Source organism: Streptomyces sp. NPDC029151 (genome assembly GCF_055564315.1).
In genome coordinates, this window is record NZ_JBVHWQ010000016.1 from 53875 (window position 1) to 70396 (window position 16522).

General features: G+C 70.4%; 14 protein-coding genes and 2 riboswitches. Of the genes, 4 read left to right on the forward strand and 10 right to left on the reverse strand.

What is annotated here, in order from left to right; genetic code table 11:
* The first annotated feature begins 54 nt into the window (after positions 1–54).
* Positions 55–1365 carry an alpha/beta hydrolase gene (locus tag ACZ4VF_RS36275; protein ID WP_467931385.1) on the forward strand — a complete coding sequence of 437 codons (1311 nt, stop codon included), beginning with the start codon at positions 55–57 and terminating at the stop codon, positions 1363–1365.
* On the opposite strand, the gene ACZ4VF_RS36280 is transcribed toward ACZ4VF_RS36275, so the two are convergent.
* The 10 genes from ACZ4VF_RS36280 to ACZ4VF_RS36325 form a co-directional block, all read right to left on the reverse strand.
* A complete protein-coding gene (locus ACZ4VF_RS36280) occupies positions 1274–1933 on the reverse strand; it encodes a trimeric intracellular cation channel family protein (RefSeq protein WP_467931387.1) in 660 nt (219 codons plus the stop codon). The two genes, ACZ4VF_RS36275 and ACZ4VF_RS36280, sit on opposite strands and share 92 nt — an antisense overlap.
* 47 nt (positions 1934–1980) lie before the next feature.
* Positions 1981–3372: a M1 family metallopeptidase gene (locus ACZ4VF_RS36285; RefSeq protein ID WP_467931388.1), complete on the reverse strand. Its 1392-nt coding sequence runs from the start codon at positions 3370–3372 to the stop codon at positions 1981–1983.
* Between the two features lie 122 nt (positions 3373–3494).
* Positions 3495–5063: an ABC transporter ATP-binding protein gene (locus ACZ4VF_RS36290; RefSeq protein ID WP_467931389.1), complete on the reverse strand. Its 1569-nt coding sequence runs from the start codon at positions 5061–5063 to the stop codon at positions 3495–3497.
* A complete protein-coding gene (locus tag ACZ4VF_RS36295; protein WP_467931391.1) occupies positions 5060–6151 on the reverse strand; it encodes an ABC transporter ATP-binding protein in 1092 nt (363 codons plus the stop codon). The genes ACZ4VF_RS36290 and ACZ4VF_RS36295 overlap by 4 nt, the downstream gene beginning before the upstream one ends.
* On the reverse strand, positions 6148–7155 hold the full coding sequence (locus tag ACZ4VF_RS36300; RefSeq protein WP_467931392.1) for an ABC transporter permease: 1008 nt from the start codon (positions 7153–7155) through the stop codon (positions 6148–6150). Before ACZ4VF_RS36300 ends, ACZ4VF_RS36295 begins: the two co-directional genes overlap by 4 nt.
* Positions 7156–7227: 72 nt before the next feature.
* Positions 7228–8979 carry an ABC transporter substrate-binding protein gene (locus ACZ4VF_RS36305; protein WP_467931393.1) on the reverse strand — a complete coding sequence of 584 codons (1752 nt, stop codon included), beginning with the start codon at positions 8977–8979 and terminating at the stop codon, positions 7228–7230.
* Between the two features lie 55 nt (positions 8980–9034).
* Positions 9035–10033: an ABC transporter permease gene (locus tag ACZ4VF_RS36310; RefSeq protein ID WP_467931395.1), complete on the reverse strand. Its 999-nt coding sequence runs from the start codon at positions 10031–10033 to the stop codon at positions 9035–9037.
* Positions 10034–10382: 349 nt separating this feature from the next.
* Entirely contained in the window at positions 10383–11207 is an 825-nt protein-coding gene (locus ACZ4VF_RS36315; protein ID WP_467931396.1) for an enhanced serine sensitivity protein SseB C-terminal domain-containing protein, read from the reverse strand.
* A gap of 163 nt (positions 11208–11370) precedes the next feature.
* Entirely contained in the window at positions 11371–12162 is a 792-nt protein-coding gene (locus ACZ4VF_RS36320) for an enhanced serine sensitivity protein SseB (protein WP_467931397.1), read from the reverse strand.
* A gap of 271 nt (positions 12163–12433) precedes the next feature.
* Positions 12434–13102: an AAA family ATPase gene (locus ACZ4VF_RS36325; protein ID WP_467931399.1), complete on the reverse strand. Its 669-nt coding sequence runs from the start codon at positions 13100–13102 to the stop codon at positions 12434–12436.
* Positions 13103–13280: 178 nt separating this feature from the next.
* Positions 13281–13380: riboswitch (glycine riboswitch) on the forward strand.
* A riboswitch (glycine riboswitch) is annotated at positions 13381–13494 on the forward strand. It begins immediately after the preceding riboswitch.
* Positions 13495–13536: 42 nt separating this feature from the next.
* On the opposite strand from ACZ4VF_RS36325, the gene gcvT reads away from it, so the two are divergent.
* From gcvT to glyA, 3 genes are all read left to right on the forward strand, one after another.
* Complete coding sequence (gcvT, locus tag ACZ4VF_RS36330) at positions 13537–14655, forward strand: glycine cleavage system aminomethyltransferase GcvT (RefSeq protein ID WP_467931400.1); 1119 nt, start codon at positions 13537–13539, stop codon at positions 14653–14655.
* Between the two features lie 138 nt (positions 14656–14793).
* Entirely contained in the window at positions 14794–15171 is a 378-nt protein-coding gene (gene gcvH / locus ACZ4VF_RS36335; RefSeq protein ID WP_467931402.1) for a glycine cleavage system protein GcvH, read from the forward strand.
* 14 nt (positions 15172–15185) lie between these two features.
* Complete coding sequence (gene glyA / locus ACZ4VF_RS36340; RefSeq protein ID WP_467931403.1) at positions 15186–16466, forward strand: serine hydroxymethyltransferase; 1281 nt, start codon at positions 15186–15188, stop codon at positions 16464–16466.
* The last annotated feature ends 56 nt before the right edge of the window (positions 16467–16522 follow it).

Below are 16522 nucleotides of genomic sequence, written 5' to 3' on the forward strand. Positions count from 1 at the left end.
TAAGTGTCCGGACTCGTCCTCAACCCCGGGGCTCGGTTCTCCCTCTAAGGGGACATGAGCCTCACCGGGACTCCGTTCCTCTACACGACCATCGTGCTGTCCGTGGTCGCCCTGATCCTGCCGCTCGTCCTGTGGTCACGGATGCGCGGACCCAGGCCGCTGCGCACCGCGGCCCGGGTGCTGATGCTGCTGTTCGCCCAGGGCACGGCCGTCACCCTGGTCTTCGTGCTGGTCAACAACCAGAACAACCTGTACGACAACTGGGCCGACCTCCTCGGCACCGGCGACCACGTGCAGCAGGCCGCCGACCTCGGCCGGGACGGCACCGGCGGGATCGCGGTGAAACGATTGCCCAAGGTGCGCCAGACCTTCGCGGAGGCCCAGGGCCCCGGCATGCGCGCGGCCGGCGGGGTGCGCGTCACCCAGCTCAGGGGCCGGGTCTCCGGCGTGAACGCCGAGGTCTACGTCTGGCTTCCGCCGCAGTACGACGACCCGGCCTACCGGCACAGGAAGTTCCCGGTGGTGGAGGTGCTGCCGGGGTACCCCGGCTCCGCCAAGGCCTGGTTCGGCTCGCTGCAGGCCCACGAGCAGCTGCTGCCGCTGATGCGGAGCGGCCGGGTGGCGCCGTTCATCCTGGTCGCCCCGCGCACCAACCTGCTGGCCGGTGTGGACACCGGCTGCGCCAACATCCCGGGCCAGGTCAACGCCGACACCTGGCTCAGCATCGACGTCCCGAAGATGGTCACGGACAACTTCCGGGCCGAGCCGGCCCCCCGGGGCTGGGCGGTGGCCGGCTATTCGGCGGGCGCGCACTGCGCGGTCAAGCTGGCCGTGGCCCATCCCGACCGGTACCGGGCCGCGGTGAGCATGTCCGGCTACAACGACCCGATCGGCGAGCGCAACTCCCTCGCCGCGCAGACCCCCGCCCTGCGTGCCGCGAACAACCCCTACCTGATGCTGCGCAAGGCCCCCACCCCGCCCCCGGTCGCGCTGTACCTCTCCGGCCAGTCCGGCGACGGCTACCAGGCCGGCCTGGCCCTGGAGGCGGCCGCCAAGGCGCCGACCACCGTGCGGGTGGTGTTCCTGCCGCGCAGTGCGGGCGGTCACACCATGGCGCTGTGGCGCCCGCAGGTGGACACCGTCTTCCGCTGGCTGACCCTGCAGATGGGCGAGAGCCGCGCCAAGGGGCACGACACCTCCGTCGCCGGGACCGCTCCCGGGGCCCCCGGGACAGCTCCCGGCACCCCCGGGACCGCGGCGGCGACCCCCGGGGCTACTCCTCCGTCACCGTCGACCGGCGGTTCCACGCGCGCGGCGCTCGCCAGTGGTACCGCATCGCGAGCAGGCGCAGCACGAAAGCCGTGACGACCGCGAGCCCGCTGGTGAGCGGGGTGAGGGCGTCGTAGCGGATGCACAGCGCGACCATCGAGGCACCGACGATCGCCGGGACGGCGTAGAGGTCGCGGTCCCAGCGCAGCAGTGAGGGCACCTCGTTGGCCAGCACGTCCCGCAGGACACCGCCGCCGACGGCGGTGGCCAGGCCCAGCGTCGCCGACGCGGTCAGGCCGAGGCCGAAGCTGTACGCCTTCGTCGTACCGCTGACGCAGAACAGACCGAGGCCGGCCGCGTCGAAGACCAGCACCGCCGCCTGGATGCGCTCCACGTGCGGGTGCAGGAAGAAGACGACGAGCGTGGCGAGCAGCGGGGTGACGAAGTACCCGAGGTCGGTGAAGGCGGCCGGGGGGACGGCCCCGATGACCAGGTCGCGGAACAGTCCCCCGCCCAGCGCGGTGACCTCGGCGAGCACGGCGATGCCGAAGACGTCGAAGTTCTTCCGCACCGCCAGCAGGGCGCCGGAGATCGCGAACACGAAGATGCCGATCACATCGAGCGTGTGCTGGACGGAGGGACTGAAGAGTTGCTGGAGCTGCACCCTGACATTCTCACCTGTCGGAGTGGGTGAACCTTACAAAGCCAGGCTCACAGGGCGGGTTTCCCTGTGGTGAACAGCCAGGTGTCGAACAGGTCGTCCAGCTGCCGTCCGCTGACGCGCTCCGCGAGGCGGACGAAGTCGTCGGTGTCCGCGTTGCCGTACCTGTGGAGGCGCGTCCAGGCGGGCAGGAGCGTGAAGAAGGCCTTGTCGCCGATCCGCTCGCGCAGCGCCTGGAGCGTCATCGCGCCGCGCTGGTAGACGGCCGAGGCGAACATCGTGTCCCGCTGCGGGTCGGCGACCTTGATCTGCCAGAAGGCGGAGTCGGCGGGGCGGGCGTTGTACCCGGCGAGGAAGGAGTCGTGGGCGGAGCGGGTGCCCCGGTGCTCGGCCCACAGCCACTGGGCGTAGGTGGCGAAGCCCTCGTTGAGCCAGGTGTCCTTCCATCGCGCCACGCTCACCGAGTCGCCGAACCACTGGTGGGCCAGCTCGTGCACGATGGTCGTCTCGTTGCGCACGGCCGAGTAGGCGGGCTTGCTCTGCACCTCCAGCGAGAACCCGGCCTCCGGCATGTCGTCCACGATCGCGCCGGTCTCCTCGAAGGGGTAGGGCCCGAAGACCTCCGACCAGTAGTCGGTGGCGGCCGCGGTGACGCCGTAGACGTCGACGCTGTTGCCGTCCTTCAGCACGGGGTCGACGGCGACGTAGACGGGGATGCCGCCGGGGGTGCGGCCGGTGCGCACGTCGAACTTCCCGATGGTGGCGGTGGCGAGGTAGGTCGCCATCGGCCTCGACTCCCGCCAGTGGGTGTACGTCGAGCCGCCCTTGTCGTACGTCGACACCAGCCGGCCGTTGGAGACGGCGGTCAGGCCCCGCGGGGCCTTGATCCGGATGTCGTAGGTGGCCTTGTCGGCGGGGTGGTCGCTGGACGGGAACCAGGTGGAGGCGGCGTTGGGCTCGCAGGCGACGAAGACGCCGTCGCCGGTCTTCATCCAGCCGTAGGAGGAGCCGAAGATGATGGGCCCGCCGAGGGGCTCGGGTACGCCGCCGTAGGTGACGGAGACGGTGAACACACGGCCCTCGGGGAGTGCGCGGCGCGGGGTGACGGTCATCTCGTCGCCGTCGCGGGTGAACTCCGCCCGTCTGCCGTCGACCCGGACGCCGGTGACCTCCAGCTGCTGCAGGTCGAGGTCGAAGGAGGAGAGCGTCTGGGTGGCGCGCGCCGTGAGGGTCGTACGGCCGTCCAGGCGGCCGGTGTCCGGGGCGTAGGCGAGGTCGAGGTCGTAGTGGCGGGCGTCGTAGCCGCCGTTGCCGAGCTGCGGGAAGTAGGGGTCGCCGATGCCGGGGGCGCCCGGGGTGGGGGCGGAGGAGGCGGCGACGACGAGGAGGGAGGCAGCGGCGGTGGCGACTGCCCCCAGACGTGCCGAACGGGAGAGTGACACGGGTCGTCCCTTTCGAGCGTGCCGATCAGTGGTCGGACACGGACGACTCTGCACTCTCCCGTTCAGGCATGTACATGACTTTGCCCAGTCGTCATGTGCGACGTCATGGGCCACGTCCCGTGCTACTTGTCGGTCGGCTCCTCGCTGCCGGCCTCGTTCGTGGTCTTCGCGCCCGGGCCGGTCTTCGTGCCGGACGTCTCGACCGCCTCGACGACCTCGGTCGTGTCCGCACCTTCGGCGGCTGCCGGAGCGTCGGCGGTCGCGGAGGGCCTTTCGGCGGACTCGTCGGTCTCCGAGGTCTCCGAGGTCTCCGCGGTCACCGCTTCGGTCTCGGGGGCCTCGGCGGGACCGGCGGTCTCGGGGGCCTCTTCGACCTCGGCTGTCCCGGCAGCCTCTTCGGCCTCGGCGACGGCCTCCCGTGACTCGGCAGCGGCTTCCGCCGCCTCGGCGGCCGCAACCGCCTCCGCCGGCTCGGAAGCCTCCTTCGCCACCGGCTCCTTCGCCACCGACTGCTTCTCCGCCGGCTCCTTCGCCGCCGGCTCCTTCTCCGTCGAACCGCCGGAGGTCACCGAGTCCGGGACCAGCTCCGAGGCCTCCTTCGCCGCCGTCAGCAGGACCGTGTCCTGCGGGGCCTGGTCGGCGAAGTTCTCGGGGTGGTGACAGGCGACCCGCTGGCCCGGCCGCAGCTCGACCAGCTGGGGTTCGGTCGTCCGGCAGATCTCCGTCGCCTTCCAGCACCGTGTGTGGAAACGGCAGCCGGAGGGCGGGGCGATCGGCGAGGGAACGTCGCCGCGGAGCAGGATGCGCTCGCTCTTCTGGCCCCGGCGCTTCGGGTCCGGCACCGGCACCGCCGACATCAGCGCCTTGGTGTACGGGTGCATCGGCGACTCGTACAGCGCGGTGCGGTCGGCCAGCTCCACAATCTTGCCGAGGTACATCACCGCGATCCGGTCCGAGACGTGCCGGACCACCGAGAGGTCGTGGGCGATGATCACGTAGGTCAGGCCCAGCTCCTCCTGGAGGTCGTCCATGAGGTTCACGACCTGGGCCTGGATCGACACGTCCAGCGCGGAGACCGGCTCGTCCGCCACGACCAGCTTCGGCTTCAGGGCGAGCGCACGGGCGATGCCGATGCGCTGACGCTGGCCGCCGGAGAACTCGTGCGGGTAGCGGTTGTAGTGCTCGGGGCTGAGGCCGACCAGCGACAGCAGCCGCTGGACCTCCTTCTTCACCCCGCCCTCCGGCTCGACGCCCTGGAGCCGGAAGGGCGCCGAGACGATCGAGCCGATGGTGTGCCGGGGGTTCAGGGAGCCGTACGGGTCCTGGAAGATCATCTGGATGTCGCGGCGCAGCGGGCGCATCTGCCCGGTCTTGAGCCGCGTGATGTCCTGGCCCTCGAAGGTGATCTTCCCGCCGGTCGGGTCCTGGAGCCGGGTGATGACCCGGCCCATGGTCGACTTGCCGCAGCCCGACTCGCCGACCACGCCCAGGGTCTCGCCCTTGCGCACCTCGAAGTCGATGCCGTCGACGGCCTTCACGGCGCCGACCTGCCGCTGCAGGATGCCCTTCTTGATCGGGAAGTGCTTGGTCAGGCCCTCGACCTTGAGGAGCACCTCGCGGTCCGCCGAGCCCTCGGAGGCCGACGCCTGCTGAGGGATCGCGGCCTCGTCCGTCTTCTTGGTCTCACTCACAGCTTGGGCGCAATCTCTTCGGTCCAGATCCGCTGGCGGTCCTCGGCCGAGAGGTGGCAGGCGGACCAGTGCCCGGTGCTCACCAGCTCCAGCTCGGGACGCACCGTGCGGGTGACGTTCCCCTTGGGGATGTCCGCGTACGGGCAGCGCGGGTGGAAGGCGCAGCCCGAGGGGACGTTGATGAGGCTCGGCGGCGAGCCCTTGACCGGGATGAGCCGCTCGGAGGTCTCGCGGTCGATGCGGGGCATCGAGCCGAGCAGGCCCCAGGTGTAGGGGTGCTGCGGCTTCTCGAAGACCTCGTCGGCCGGACCGCGCTCCACGCACCGGCCGCCGTACATCACGAGGACGTCGTCGGCGATCTCGGCGACCACACCGAGGTCGTGCGTGATCATGATGACCGCGGAGCCGAACTCCTTCTGCAGGTCCCGGATCAGGTCGAGGATCTGCGCCTGGACGGTCACGTCGAGGGCGGTGGTCGGCTCGTCCGCGATGAGCAACTCGGGGTTGTTCACCAGGGCCATGGCGATCATGGCGCGCTGGCGCATACCGCCGGAGAACTCGTGCGGGTAGCCGTCGACGCGCTTGGCCGGCTCGGGGATGCCGACGCGGTCGAGCATCTCGATGGCCCGCGCGCGGGCGACCTTCTTGCTGACCTTGTGGTGCACCCGGTAGGCCTCGACGATCTGGTCGCCGACCTTGTAGTAGGGGTGCATCGCGGACAGCGGGTCCTGGAAGATCATCGCCATCTCGCGGCCGCGGAGCTTGCGCACCTCGTCCGGAGCGGCGGAGACCAGTTCCTTGCCGTCCAGCCAGATCTCGCCGGACATCCGCACGTTCTTGCCGCGCGTGCCGAGCCGGTGCAGGCCCATGATGGCCTGCGAGGTGACCGACTTGCCGGAGCCGGACTCGCCGACGATGGCGAGGGTACTGCCCTTCTCCAGCGAGAAGCTGAGCCCGTCGACGGACTTGACGATGCCGTCGTCGGTCGGGAAGTGCACCTTGAGGTCACGGACCTCCAGGAAGGCCTCGGGTGCCTTGGCGGGCGTGGGCTCGCCCACGGCCGCGCCGGTCTTGGAGAGTTCGGTCACGAGAGCCTCACCCGCGGGTCGGCGGCGGCGTAGAGCACGTCCACCACAAGATTTGCGATCACGACGAAGAAGGCGGCGAGCAGGGTCACGCCGAGGATCTTGGGCAGGTCGTTGTCGGTGATGCCCTGCACCGCGTACTGGCCGATGCCCGGCAACGAGAACACGTACTCGGTGATCACGGCGCCGCCGAGCAGCAGACCGAGGTCCATGCCGAACACGGTGATGATCGGCGTGAGGGCCGCGCGCAGGCCATGGCGGACCACGACGTTGCGCTCGCGCAGGCCCTTGGCGCGGGCCGTGCGGATGAAGTCCTCGTTCATCGTCTCCAGCATGCCCGAGCGGGTCAGTCGCGCGTAGATGGCGGAGTACAGCAGGGCGAGAGAACACCAGGCCGGGAAGAGGGTGTTGGCCCACTGGGAAGGGTTCTCGGTGAACGGGACGTAGTCGCGGCCGAAGATCGGCAGCTGTTCGGTGAAGAGCAGGAGCGCCAGGTTCCCCGTGAAGAACATGGGCAGCGAGACGCCGGCGAGCGCGACGCCCATGAAGGCCCGGTCGTAGACCGACCGCGGCTTCAGCGCGGAGATGACACCGGCCACCACACCCGAGAGCAGCCACAGCACCGCGGCGCCCACGGCGAGCGAGAGCGTGATCGGGATGCGGGAGGTGAGTTCCGGCCACACCGCCTGGTGGTTCTTGAAGGAGTAGCCGAAGCAGGGTGCGTCGCAGTGCACCGTGGTGGGGCCGATGCTGTAGTCGGCGCCGGCCACGATCCCCTTGATGAAGTGCCAGTACTGGACGTAGACGGGCTGGTCCAGACCGAGGTTGCGCTTGACCGCGGCGATGTCCGCCTGCGACGGGCTCTTGCCGATGTACTGCTGCGCCAGCTGATCCGCTGTCTGGCCGGCGAGCCGCGGCAGCAGGAAGAAGATGGCAAAGGTGACCGCGGAGACGACCAGCAGCAGGATCACTGCCGCGAACGTCCGGCGGAGGATGTACGAGATCACGGGGATCGGCGCTGGTGCCCGCGGGCCGCGAGGCCCGCGGGCACCAATGCCTTCACCTGCCTTCCGGGGCTGCTACTTCGACGCGACGCCGATGTTGAGGTAGTCGTACTGACCGCTGAAGGCCGCCGTGGAAACCAGGTTGGTGTAGTTCTGCGGGCGGGCGAGCAGGACCTTGAAGTAGGTCAGCGGGACGAGGACGGCGTCGTCCATGGTCTTCTTGTCGATCTGCGTGTAGAGGCTGTTGCGCTCGGTGGTGTCCTGAGTGCCGATCGCCTTGGACAGCAGAGCGTTGACGTCCTTGCTGTCGTACTGCGCCAGGTTGGTGTTGCCGGACTGGCTGATCGCCTTGCCGTTCAGGATCTGCTGCAGGAAGCCGTAGCCCGAGGGCCAGTCGGCGCCCCACTGCATCATGATCAGACCGAGGTTCTGCTTCTCGGTGAACTTCGGCACACCGGCGTAGTCGGTGAAGTACTTGCCGGACGGGTACTGCTTCAGGCTGGCGTTGATGCCGACCTTCTTCAGCGAGTTGATGATCGCCGTGGCGGCGTCGACCTCCTGCGGACGGTCCGAACGGGCCGAGATGTTGGTGGAGATGGACGACTTGCCGCAGGCCTTCAGCTGGTCCTTGGCCTTGGCGACGTCACCCTTGCTGTCCTTGGTGGCGTAGACGTCGGACTTGGCGTAGCCCGGGATGTCCGGCGGGAGGACCGTGGAGGCGATGTCACCGCGGATCGGGCCGCCCTCGGCGGTCTGCACCGAGACCTTGTCGATGGCGTACTGGACGGCCTTGCGGCACTCCAGCTTGTCGAACGGCGCGACCTTGGTGTTGATCGCCATGTAGACGAGACGGCCACCGAAGGTGTTGTCGGTGCCGGCCTTCTTGTCCGGGTCGGTGATGACGTCGGCCTGGGTCGAGGCCTGGACACCGGTACCGGCCAGGTCGATCGCCTTGCCGGCGAGGACGTCCTGGTCGATCGTCTCCGGGTTGACCTTCAGCTTGACGACGATCTTGTCCGGCAGCTGCTTGCGCAGCGGGTCGGTCTTCGCGTCCCAGTTCTCGTTGCGCACCAGGACGGCCTGCTTGCCGTCCTCGTAGCTCTGGAACTTGTACGAGCCCGAGGAGACGATGCTCTTGACGTAGTCGACGCCCTTGTCCTTCGCCTTGGGCACCGGCGCCGTCTGCGGGGCCGCGACCAGGTAGTCGAACTCCTGGAAGGCCTGCTTCAGGTGGAAGACGACCGTGGTGTCGTCCGGCGTCTCGATGGAGGACAGGCCCTTGTCGCTCTTGTCCTTGTACGGGCCCTTGTACTTGTCGCCGCCGGCCAGGAACTGCTGGAAGTAGTTCGGGCCGAGGGAGAGCACGTCACGCGCGAAGTTCGAGCGCTCGACGGCGTACTTGACGTCCTTCGAGGTGATCGGCGTGCCGTCCTCGTACTTCAGGCCCGAACGCAGCTTGTACGTCCAGGTCTTGCCGCCGTCGCTCGACACGCCCTTGCTCGCCGCGAGGTCCGGGACGAGGGTGTTGCCCTCCTCGCCGGCGCCCGGCTTGAAGGTCATCAGCGGGCGGGCCCACAGACGGCTCAGGTTGTACATGTACGCGTAGTACGTGTTGCCCGGGTCGAACGAGTCCGGGACGTCCGACATCTCGTAGGTGAGAGTGCCGCCCTTCTTGTCGGACGCGTTGACGACGCCCTTGGTCGCGGCGTTGGCCCCGGCCGGCTTGGTGCCGTTCTCGTTCTTGTTGTCATCGGCCTTGCTGCAACCTGCAACGAGCAGGCTGGCGGAGCCGATGGCCGCGATCGCGGCCAGCGCTGACCTTCGCATGATGGGCGCTTTCCCCTCCATTGTTGGAAACTTTTCGGGCTCTCTGTGGCAGGCGTCAGCGACTGCGCGGGTCGAGAGCATCGCGGAGACCGTCACCGAGCAGGTTGAACGCCAGCACGGTCACGAAGATGGCGAGTCCGGGGACGATCATGAACTGGGGGTCGACCTTGTAGAAGTTGACCGCCTCGCGGAGCATGCCGCCCCAGGACGCCTGCGGGGGCTGGATGCCGACGCCGAGGAAGCTCAGGGACGCCTCGAAGAGGATGTTGGTCGGGATGAGCAGCGTCGAGTAGACGATGATCGGGCCGACCAGGTTGGGCATCAGCTCCCTGAACAGGATGTACGGAGCCTTGGCGCCCATGCCCCGGGAGGCGTCGACGAACTCGCGCTCGCGCAGGGCGAGGGTCTGGCCGCGCACGATCCGCCCCAGATAGGGCCAGTTGAAGAAACCGATGACGAAGATCAGCACGCTCAGGTGGAGCGGCAGTCCGTTCAGGCCGAACGCGCCGCCCTGCAGCGTGGCGGAGATGGAGATGGCGAACAGCAGGAGGGGGAAGGCGAGGAAGGTGTCCATCAGCCGGCTGATGATCGAGTCGACCCGCCCGCCGTAGTAGCCCGCGATGACGCCCATGACGGCACCGATCACGTTGGACAGGATGGTGGCGCCGAAGGCGACCACCAGCGACACCCAGGAGCCCTCCAGGACGCGGGTGGCGATGTCCCGGCCGAACTTCGGGTCCACGCCGAGCGGGTGGTCCGCGCTCATGCCGCCCAGACTCCCCTTGGGCAGGGAGGTGTTGGGGTCGATCAGGTCCTGGTTGAAGGCGTTGGGGTCGAGCCCGAGCAGGGACTGGATGGGCCGCGAGAGGATGGCGAGGAGGATCAGCAGGATCACGATGACGCCGCCCGCGACGGCCACCTTGTCCTTCTTGAACCGGGTCCAGGCGATCTGGCCCAGGGAACGACCCTCGATCTGCCCCTTTCCGGCACCCTCCAGCACAGCCTCCGGCTGTGCCTCGGCTGCCGCTCCGGTGGTCTCGATCGGTGCGGTCACGGTGAGCGACCCCTCTCGCCGGTGGTGACCGGCCTGCGCCTGCCGCGGATTGCGGCTTTGTCGACTTGCCATCGAGCATGAGGTCTCGACCTCACGTCTGAGTCGGGAGTCTTCAGCGTCGTCGCGATCACCCGCCAGAGCTGACGGCGAAAGTATGCGCAACCGTGATGCAGTCCAGGGGATTCCGTTATCCGATCAGTGGGTAACGGCCACCGGACGCGGGCCAGTTGGGGCAGAACGGCGAATCTGCGCGGTTCGGGACGATCCGGCGGAGTCTACGCGCGCAGAAATGTGTCCGGCGCGTAAATTCTGCGCCGGGGGTCGACACACGTGTCACACCGCCCCGGTGTCAGTAGCCGCCGTGCACCGGTGGGTAGCCGTACCCGGCGGCCGGGGTCTGCGGCGGTACCGGGGCGTGGAGCGGGGGCTGCGGCGGGGGCGCGGGGACGTGGGCCTCGCGGTCGTAGAAGGGGCGCGCGCTGGCCCGCATCCACATCACCACCGGGTCGTGGTCGTCGGTCATGGCCACCGTCGACACCGGCAGCCCCTCCGGGACCGCCCCGATGGACTGCTGCATCATCGCGCGCACCGAGTCGACCGCGGCGGGCGAGGTGTCGTAGACGTCCAGGCCGATGGCGAGGTACGGCGCCCCGAGCGCCGGCTGCACCCAGGCACGGCGCAGCGAGCGCAGCGCGGGGGTCCGGTGCGCGTTCTGCGCGAGCAGGGCGTAGAACTGGGGGATCTCGATGCCGGGCTCGGACAGCCGCAGGGGCCCCGCGGGCTGGCGGTCCAGGCCGGTGGCGATGCGGCGCAGGTCCAGCCAGGGGATGCCGACGCCGCCGCCCGGGGCGTGCGGGTTGAGCCAGAGTCCGTAGTGGTCGGGGTAGAGGGTGCGCGCCACGTCGAGGCCGTCGACCACTTCGTACGAGCGGTTCCAGCCGCTGGCCGACAGCTCCTGGGCGGAGGTGACGCAGGGGGCGTAGTGGCAGCCGTCCACCTCCATGTCCCCGTACTGGGCGTCCGGGGCGCCGGCCTGGCCGTGCCACAGGAGCATCCAGATCTGGCCGGAGGAGGGGGTGGCGAGGGCGCGGAGCAGGGCCTCGTAGGCGTCGTAGCGTCCGGGCGTGACCTGGCGCAGCGTGTGCTCGACGCTTCCGCTGTGGCTCGCGCTCACCTGTCGTGCCCTTCTCTGTTCCAGTGCCCCTGCGTTCGGAGACAGCTTATGCGCCCTGCAGCTCGGGGCCTTGTGTTCGTGCGCGGGTGCGGGTGCGCGGGGGGCTCGCGGCCCGTGACGGAGCCCCCCGTCGGACGCGGCCCCGCGGCCCTCCGGGGCGTCTTCAGTGGCCGTACTCGTAGAAGGGGCGGACGTTGGTCTTCAGCCAGGTGGCCACCGGGTCGTCCGTCACGTCCATCAGGACCAGGCTGACCGGCCACCGGACCGGCACCCTGCCCAGCGCCCGGCCGAGGGCCTCCAGGGGGCGGGTACGGAGGTCGCCCTCCCACTGGGAGAGTTCCACGCCGACGAACATCACCGGGTCGGCCGTCTCGACGGCGGCCAGGCAGCGGCGGGCGGTGAGGATCACGCCGGCCTCGGCGAACTCGGCGGAGGCGGCGGAGAGGAAGTCGACCGGGTCGTCCTGCCAGTCGGGCTCGAAGAGGCGGACCCGGCCGCCGGTGTTGGGGCCGTCGAGCGGGGTGCGGCCGGCCCGGCACAGCTCGGCCACGGCCTCGGGCGGCAGCGGGACGCCGACCACACCGCCCGGGTTGACCACGATGCCCGCCTGCGGGGGCAGGCCGCGGGCGAACTCCAGGGCGGGTGCGACGGTGTACGACATGTGGGCACCGGCCACCTGGCGCAGCTGCTCCTCGGAGCTGAACACCGGGACGTAGGTCTGGCCCTCGATGTCCGTCGTGGGCAGGTCCAGCGGGCCGCTGTGCGGGCCCCCGCCGTTCGGCAGCGGTATCCACAGGAAGCTGCGGCCGAGGACCTCGACGATCCGGCCGGCCGCCGAGGGCACGCCGAGGGAGGCCGAGAGCACCTCCTCCAGCTCGTTGCCGGGCCACCCGCCGTGCGGGTGGGGGTGCGCCTGTGCCGGGAAGTCCGCGGGAAGGTCCGCCGGGAAGTCCATCTGCCTACCGCCTGCTGGGGATCACTGCTGTGCGCGAAAAGGCTAGCGGGTGGCGGTGACAGTGCCTCACCGCGTGAGGCCGGCACCCGCCGCCGTAAGGAATCGGCACCCGCCGCGGCCCGGGGCCGGCGCCCTCGCCCCTCGCGGCCGGCGCCCGCCACCGGGTGGGGCCGGCACCCGCCGCCGTAAGGGATCGGCATCCGCCGCGGCCCGGGGCCGGCGCCCTCGCCCCTCGCGGCCGGCGCCCGCCACCGGGTGGGGCCGGCGCCCGTCACCGGGTGAAGCCGACCCGGCCGAGGACGTCCGCCGCGTCCCGGTCCAGCAGCACAGCCGCGCCGCAGCCGGCGGGCAGCTCGCCCCGCTCCACCGCGCGCAACAGGCGGGCGGTGCTACGGCGGTGGCGGCGGAAGGCGTAGCGGGACACGCCCCGGCCGCGCTCGCGCTGGCCCTCCCGGGCCGTCTCGGGACTGACGTCGAGGACGAGCAGGTGCAGGGCGGCGCCCCGGCGGCGGGCCTCGCGGGCCAGCCAGGCGCGCACCCAGGGCTGGGTGCCGCAGTCGTGCACGACGACTCCCTCGCCGGTGCGCAGGGCGCGGCGCAGTCCGGCGTAGTGCGCGAGGCGGACCAGGGGGCGGTACAGGGCGTAGGGGAGGAAGCCGGGGACGCGGGCCTGCCAGCGGTCGCGGGCGTCCTGGGAGTCGACGCGCCGGCCGCTGACCGCGCGGTGCATCAGGGTGGACTTGCCGCTGCCGGGCAGTCCGGTGACGACCACCAGGTCGCGGGGGCCGAAGAGCAGGGCGTGCGGGCTGCGGCCGGCGCGGTCGCGCAGGTCGCGCACGACCGGTGCGGGGCGGTCCGTGCCGCGCTCGCGGGACAGGGCGGGGGGCTGCTTCGGCACCGTGAAGCCGGCGTCGGTGGCGTAGGCCGAGGTCCTGTTCACCGTGATCGTCCTCCCCTGGGGCTCGGTCGGTCCCATGCCCGTTGTACGTAAAGAGAAGGTAATGCGCAACGGTCGGCGGTTCGTGTGCGTACGGCCACAGGTCGGTCACAAGGAGCGTGCTCTGGCTGGGCGGGGTGTGGCGTGCAATGATGTGCCCGCCAACTGCATACCGGCCGCTTGAATCCGCGCGGGAGAGTCCCTGGCAGCACTGGTGCCGGGGCGCCGAAGGAGCAAGTCCCTCCCTTGAATCTCTCAGGCCCCGTTACCGCGCGGGCGAGGCACATCTGAAAAGCGGGCCGCTGCAGACAGTGGCTCCACCCAAGGTGCAAGCCGTGACCGTCCCCGTGGCGGTCGAGGCGAACCTCTCAGGTTCCGATGACAGATGGGGAGGAACGTTCCTCGCCTGTCCGCCTGCCTTGGGAGACGACCGTCCGATGAGCAGTTCTGAACTCCGTCACACCGCGCTCGATGCCGTGCATCGTTCGCTCGGTGCGACGATGACCGACTTCGCCGGCTGGGACATGCCCCTGCGCTACGGCTCCGAGCGCGACGAGCACCTCGCCGTGCGCACGAAGGCCGGTCTCTTCGACCTCTCCCACATGGGCGAGATCACCGTCACCGGCGCCGAGGCCGCCGCGCTCCTGAACTTCGCCCTGGTCGGCAACATCGCCTCCGTCGGCGTGGGCCGCGCCCGCTACACCATGATCTGCCAGGCCGACGGCGGCATCCTGGACGACCTGATCGTCTACCGGCTGGCCGAGACCGAGTACATGGTCGTCGCCAACGCCTCCAACGCCCAGGTCGTGCTGGACGCGCTCACCGAGCGCGCCGACGGCTTCGACGCCGAGGTCCGCGACGACCGGGACGCGTACGCGCTGATCGCCGTGCAGGGCCCCCAGTCGCCCGGGATCCTGGCGTCGCTCACCGACGCCGACCTGGACGGTCTGAAGTACTACGCCGGTCTGCCCGGCACGGTCGCCGGCGTCCCGGCGCTGATCGCCCGCACCGGCTACACCGGCGAGGACGGCTTCGAGCTGTTCGTGAAGCCGGAGCACGCCGTCGAGCTGTGGCAGGCGCTGACCAAGGCCGGCGAGGGCGTCGGTCTGGTGCCGTGCGGGCTGTCCTGCCGGGACACGCTGCGCCTGGAGGCGGGCATGCCGCTGTACGGCCACGAGCTGACCCGTGAGCTGACCCCCTTCGACGCCGGGCTCGGCCGGGTGGTCAAGTTCGAGAAGGAAGGCGACTTCGTGGGCCGCGAGGCGCTCACGGGGGCCGCCGCCCGGGCCGAGGAGAACCCGCCGCGGGTGCTCGTCGGCCTGGTCGCCGAGGGCCGCCGGGTGCCGCGCGCCGGGTACGCCGTCGTCGCCGGGGGCGAGGTGATCGGCGAGGTCACCTCCGGCGCCCCCTCCCCCACCCTGGGCAAGCCGATCGCCATGGCCTACGTCGACGCGGCGCACGCCGCTCCGGGCACCGAGGGCGTCGGCGTGGACATCCGGGGCACCCACGAGGCGTACCAGGTCGTGGCGCTGCCGTTCTACAAGCGCCAGAAGTAAAGACTGGGCGCGGTCGGCCGTCTCCGGGGCCCCCGCCCCGTGGCCGGCACGTGACCCTGCGCACATTCGGCCGCTCACCAGCGGTTTCCGCAGTCCCCCCGTCATCAGCACTCCCGCGTGTACAGGAGAATTCAGGCCATGAGCAACCCCCAGCAGCTGCGCTACAGCAAGGAGCACGAGTGGCTGTCGGCCGCCGAGGACGGCGTCGCGACGGTCGGCATCACGGAGCACGCGGCCAACGCGCTCGGTGACGTCGTCTTCGTCCAGCTCCCCGACGTCGGCTCCACGGTGTCCGCGGGCGAGACCTGCGGCGAGCTGGAGTCGACGAAGTCGGTGTCCGACCTGTACTCGCCGGTCACCGGTGAGGTCACCGAGGTCAACGAGGACGTCGTCGGCGACCCGTCGCTGGTGAACTCCGCTCCCTTCGAGGGCGGCTGGCTGTTCAAGGTACGCGTCGCGGAGGAGCCGGGCGATCTGCTCTCCGCCGACGAGTACACCGCCTTTTCCGCCGGCTGAGGAGTCGTAGCCGTATGACTGTTCTGAACACGCCCCTGCACGAGCTGGACCCGGAGATCGCCGCCGCGGTCGACGCCGAGCTGAACCGTCAGCAGTCGACCCTGGAGATGATCGCCTCCGAGAACTTCGCGCCGCTCGCGGTGATGGAGGCGCAGGGCTCGGTCCTCACCAACAAGTACGCCGAGGGCTACCCGGGCCGCCGTTACTACGGCGGCTGCGAGCATGTCGACGTCGCCGAGCAGATCGCCATCGACCGGGTCAAGGAGCTGTTCGGCGCCGAGTACGCCAACGTGCAGCCCCACTCCGGTGCCTCCGCGAACCAGGCGGCCCTGTTCGCGCTGGCCCAGCCCGGGGACACGATCCTCGGCCTGGACCTGGCGCACGGCGGCCACCTGACCCACGGGATGCGGCTGAACTTCTCCGGCAAGCAGTTCGACGTGGTCGCCTACCACGTGGACGCCGAGACCGGGCTGGTCGACATGGCCGAGGTCGAGAGGCTCGCCAAGGAGCACCGCCCGAAGGTGATCATCGCGGGCTGGTCGGCGTACCCGCGGGAGCTGGACTTCGCCGAGTTCCGCCGGATCGCCGACGAGGCCGGCGCGTACCTGTGGGTCGACATGGCGCACTTCGCGGGCCTGGTCGCGGCCGGTCTGCACGCGAACCCGGTGGAGTACGCGGACGTCGTCACCTCGACCACCCACAAGACGCTGGGCGGCCCGCGCGGCGGCATCATCCTCGCGAAGAAGGACTTCGCGAAGAAGCTGAACTCCTCCGTCTTCCCGGGCTTCCAGGGCGGTCCCCTGGAGCACGTGATCGCGGCCAAGGCGGTCTCCTTCAAGGTCGCCGCCTCGGAGGACTTCAAGGAGCGCCAGCGTCGTACGGTGGAGGGTGCGCGCATCCTCGCCGAGCGGCTGACGGCTGCGGACGCGCGCGAGGCCGGCGTGAACGTGCTGTCCGGCGGCACCGACGTGCACCTGATCCTGGTGGACCTGCGTGCGTCGGAGCTGGACGGGCAGCAGGCCGAGGACCGTCTCCACGAGGTCGGCATCACGGTCAACCGCAACGCCGTCCCGAACGACCCGCGGCCGCCGATGGTCACCTCGGGTCTGCGCATCGGTACGCCGGCCCTGGCGACCCGCGGCTTCACGGCCGAGGACTTCGCCGAGGTCGCGGACGTGATCGCGGAGGCGCTGAAGGCGCCGTCCCCCTTCGGGGCGGCCGACGCCGAGGCCCTCAAGGCGCGCGTGAAGGCGCTCGCCGACAAGCACCCGCTGTACCCGGGTCTGAACAAGTAATCCCCCGGTGGGGCACCCGTACGAGGGTGCCCCGCCACCCCCCTGTTGTCTTGAGG

Coding starts and splice junctions, on each gene's coding strand:
- ACZ4VF_RS36275 (WP_467931385.1), top strand. CDS start 55: ATGAGCCTCACCGGGACTCCGTTCCTCTACACGACCATCGTGCTGTCC.
- ACZ4VF_RS36305 (WP_467931393.1), bottom strand. CDS start 8,979: ATGCGAAGGTCAGCGCTGGCCGCGATCGCGGCCATCGGCTCCGCCAGC.
- ACZ4VF_RS36320 (WP_467931397.1), bottom strand. CDS start 12,162: ATGGACTTCCCGGCGGACCTTCCCGCGGACTTCCCGGCACAGGCGCAC.
- gcvT (WP_467931400.1), top strand. CDS start 13,537: ATGAGCAGTTCTGAACTCCGTCACACCGCGCTCGATGCCGTGCATCGT.
- gcvH (WP_467931402.1), top strand. CDS start 14,794: ATGAGCAACCCCCAGCAGCTGCGCTACAGCAAGGAGCACGAGTGGCTG.
- glyA (WP_467931403.1), top strand. CDS start 15,186: ATGACTGTTCTGAACACGCCCCTGCACGAGCTGGACCCGGAGATCGCC.